At 66.3% G+C, this 3057-nt stretch carries 3 protein-coding genes; all 3 read left to right on the forward strand.

The window, feature by feature from the left end; translation table 11 throughout:
- Window positions 1–363 precede the first annotated feature (363 nt).
- The gene (locus Q8Q85_10380; protein MDP3774660.1) at window positions 364–1137 is read left to right on the forward strand and encodes a hypothetical protein; all 774 of its coding nucleotides are present in this window, start codon (window positions 364–366) and stop codon (window positions 1135–1137) included.
- Between the two features lie 233 nt (window positions 1138–1370).
- On the forward strand, window positions 1371–2189 hold the full coding sequence (locus Q8Q85_10385) for a hypothetical protein (GenBank protein MDP3774661.1): 819 nt from the start codon (window positions 1371–1373) through the stop codon (window positions 2187–2189).
- A gap of 126 nt (window positions 2190–2315) precedes the next feature.
- On the forward strand, window positions 2316–3057 hold a 742-nt coding region (locus Q8Q85_10390), incomplete at its 3' end, for a DHH family phosphoesterase (protein MDP3774662.1).

A 3057-nucleotide genomic window follows, 5' to 3' on the forward strand; every position in this document is an offset into this window, starting at 1 on the left:
CCCGACCCGTTCGGCCCGACGATCGCCGTAATACCACGCGACTCTGCAGTCGGTGGGAGGAATTCGAGCGCCGTCTTGTTCGCGAAAGATTTGAAGCCGACGAGTTCAATCTTCTGGAGCCACATACCTGACTACGGACTACGGTCTACTGACTACAGCTACGTGCACCGCTACGCGTTGCGCGGTAGTCCGTAGTCTGTAGTCCGGAAGCTGTCCTCCAGTGTAGCAAGCGGTTTCCCGGCTGGCCTGTTGACACGCGAACGGTTAGCCCGTAGGGTACGCATAGTCGCTCAGGACGGGTTCCTCGAGCGTTTGTCCATTCCACGTCCCCGCAGGGGGAGTCAGAAAGACGGAGGAAGATCCATGAACGTATCGATTCCCGAGAGCACCGCCGAGCGCCTGAACGCGCTCATGCGGCCGGCGGACGAGGTCCTGCCCACCGCAGTCGGTCAGGGCATCCTCGCCGCGATCCACGACGAGCAGACGCCGGAGGCGCGCCGAGCCGCACTCGCGTACGTCTTCGAGACCAAGCCGTGGGCGTACTGGTCCGGCCCAAAGACCCCGCCGAGTGGGTTCCCGAAGCCGCGCGACCCGCGCAGCAGCGACGCCGATCGCGAAGCGCTCCTGGCGGTGCTGAACGACCGCGACTTCGGTCTCCAGCTCATGGCGCTCACGGCGCAGCTCCGCGTCGACCGCCCGGACGCGACCGAGCGCGCGAAGCGCGCGCTGGCGTTCCTCGAGCAGCACGCGAAGACCCCGGCCCACCGGATCTCGACGATCGAGTTCATGCTCGAGTCCGACGCGTTCCTCGTGCAGAGCACGCCGCCGCGCGAGATCAAGTTCGACGAAGTGCTCCCGGACGACGAGGTCAACCCCGTGCTGTGGAAGCACCGCGGCCGCATCGCCGAAGCGAAGGGCGCGTTCGACGCAGCCAAGACCGACGCCATCAAGACGACGATCGGCGCCGTCTGGGCAGCCGATCACGCGCTCAACAGCATCGAGGACGAACGCGAACGCGCGATCGTCCGCGGCTGGTTCACGATCAGGATGGCCTCGGCCATCGCGGGTTCGCAGGTCGCCATGGCGCTCAGCGCCAGCATCCACGACCTCTTCTGCGGCGGGCGCGAGGGCGCGTAGTCCGTCCTCCATCGCGGGCATCGCGAGCGGTCACAGCACCCCGGACCACATGGTCCGGGGTGCGATTCTTTTTCACACGGCGGAGTATTCGGATGGGCACATTCGGATGCCCGGACTTGACGGGCGATTTCGGGGGCCGTAGGGTACGCATAGTCGCTCAGGATGGGTTCCTCGAGCGTTCGTCCATTCCACGTCCCCGCAGGGGGCACCACCAGACAGATGGAGGAAGAACCATGCCGATTTCCGAAAGAACCGCAGACCGGCTGAACGCGCTCATGCGTCCGGCGGACGGCACCAACATCTACGCGATCTACGCCGGCATTCTCGGCGCGGTCGCCGACGAGCCGAACGACGCCGCGCGCATCGAAGCGCTCGCGTACGTCTTCGCGAACAAGCCGTTCGCGCGCTGGTCCGGCCCGCCGACCCTGGCCTCCGAGTACCCGCCGAAGCCGGAATTCGATGGCCGCGACCGTGCGGCGTTCGAGGCAGTCCGGCAGGACCGCCAGCTTCCGCTGCAGCTCATCGCGCTCTCGGCGCAGATCGAGGCGGATCAGGCGGACATCCCGGAGCGCGCGAAGCGTGCCTGGGCGTTCCTCTCCAGCCGGTGCACGACGCCGATGTCGAAGGTCATCGCGTGCTCCGTGATGATGGCGAACGGCTCGCCGTTCCTCGGCCGCGAGATCCCGCCGACCGGCCTCCGTTTCACCGAGGAGATCCCGAAACCGGAGTGCGACCAGATCCGCTGGCGCAACCGCCAGGTGCTCGCGCGCCTCCGCGGCATCAGCTCGAGCGACGCGATCACGCAGAAGGCGGAGATCGGTGCCGCGGTGTTCGCCGCGCTCTCCGAGGTCTCCGACGAGCGCGAACGCGCGTTCATCCTCGGCGACTTCATTGACCGTCAGCGGCGCGGCGAGATCTCGGCGTTCGCGATCGAGCTCCCGCCCCGCCTCGCCGAGGTTCTCGGCGCCGCGCTGGGGGGCGAGTCCTGCCCGAACTGCGGCAAGGTCCACGGCGTGGAGGACAGCGATCAGCGGCCGTTCGAGGGCGGGTAGCACGACCGCGCCGAACCAGACGCCCGGCCCCATGGGGGTCGGGCGTTTTCCTATTGACGCGCGGGTCGCGCGATGGTACGGTCTCTGGCTATGTCCTCACGTACCGTCCCTGCAACCGAACAGGCCATGTACCGCTCCGTTTGGGAGCGGCTGCTCGGTGCATCCGACATTCTCCTCGTTTCCCCGAAGCGTCCGGATGGCGATTCGGTGGGTTCGATCTGTGGGCTCCGCGCGGCGCTCCGTACTGTCGGGAAGGAGGCAACCTTGTATTGCCCCGATCCCATCCCACCGACGTTCGACATCCTGCCATACGTACACGAGGTCAGAGGGAAGAGTGAAGAGGGAAGAGTGAAGAGGTACGACGTGATCGTCGTCGTTGATGCGGGAGACATTCATTTCGCTGGTATTGCGGAGGAGCTCCCGATGTGGAAGGCCGGTGGTGGGCAGCTCATCGTCATTGATCACCACGTGACGAACACGCGGTACGGAGATGTGAACTGCATCGTGACGAATGCTGCTTCGACCACTGAGGCCATTGCGCGGATGCTCACCGCGAATCGGGTCGCCATCACCGAGCCGATCGCGACCGCGCTCCTCTTCGGTTTGGTCACCGACACCGACGGGTTCACGAATCCCGCAACATCGCCATCCGCCGTGGCTACCGCCGCAACGCTCCTGTCCGCCGGTGCGCGCATGACGCCGATCCTTCGGGCGGTGTACCAGTCGAAGCCCGTGGGCGCACTCATGCTCTGGGGCAAGGCACTCGAGCGGCTCCGTGTGCATCCGCGATGGGAGATTGCGACGACCGTGCTGCTCCCCAATGACTTCACGGAGTGCGCGGCGAGCATGGGGCAGAGCGCAGCGAGCG

Source organism: Gemmatimonadales bacterium, assembly GCA_030697825.1.
In the GTDB taxonomy this organism is placed as follows: domain Bacteria; phylum Gemmatimonadota; class Gemmatimonadetes; order Gemmatimonadales; family JACORV01; genus JACORV01.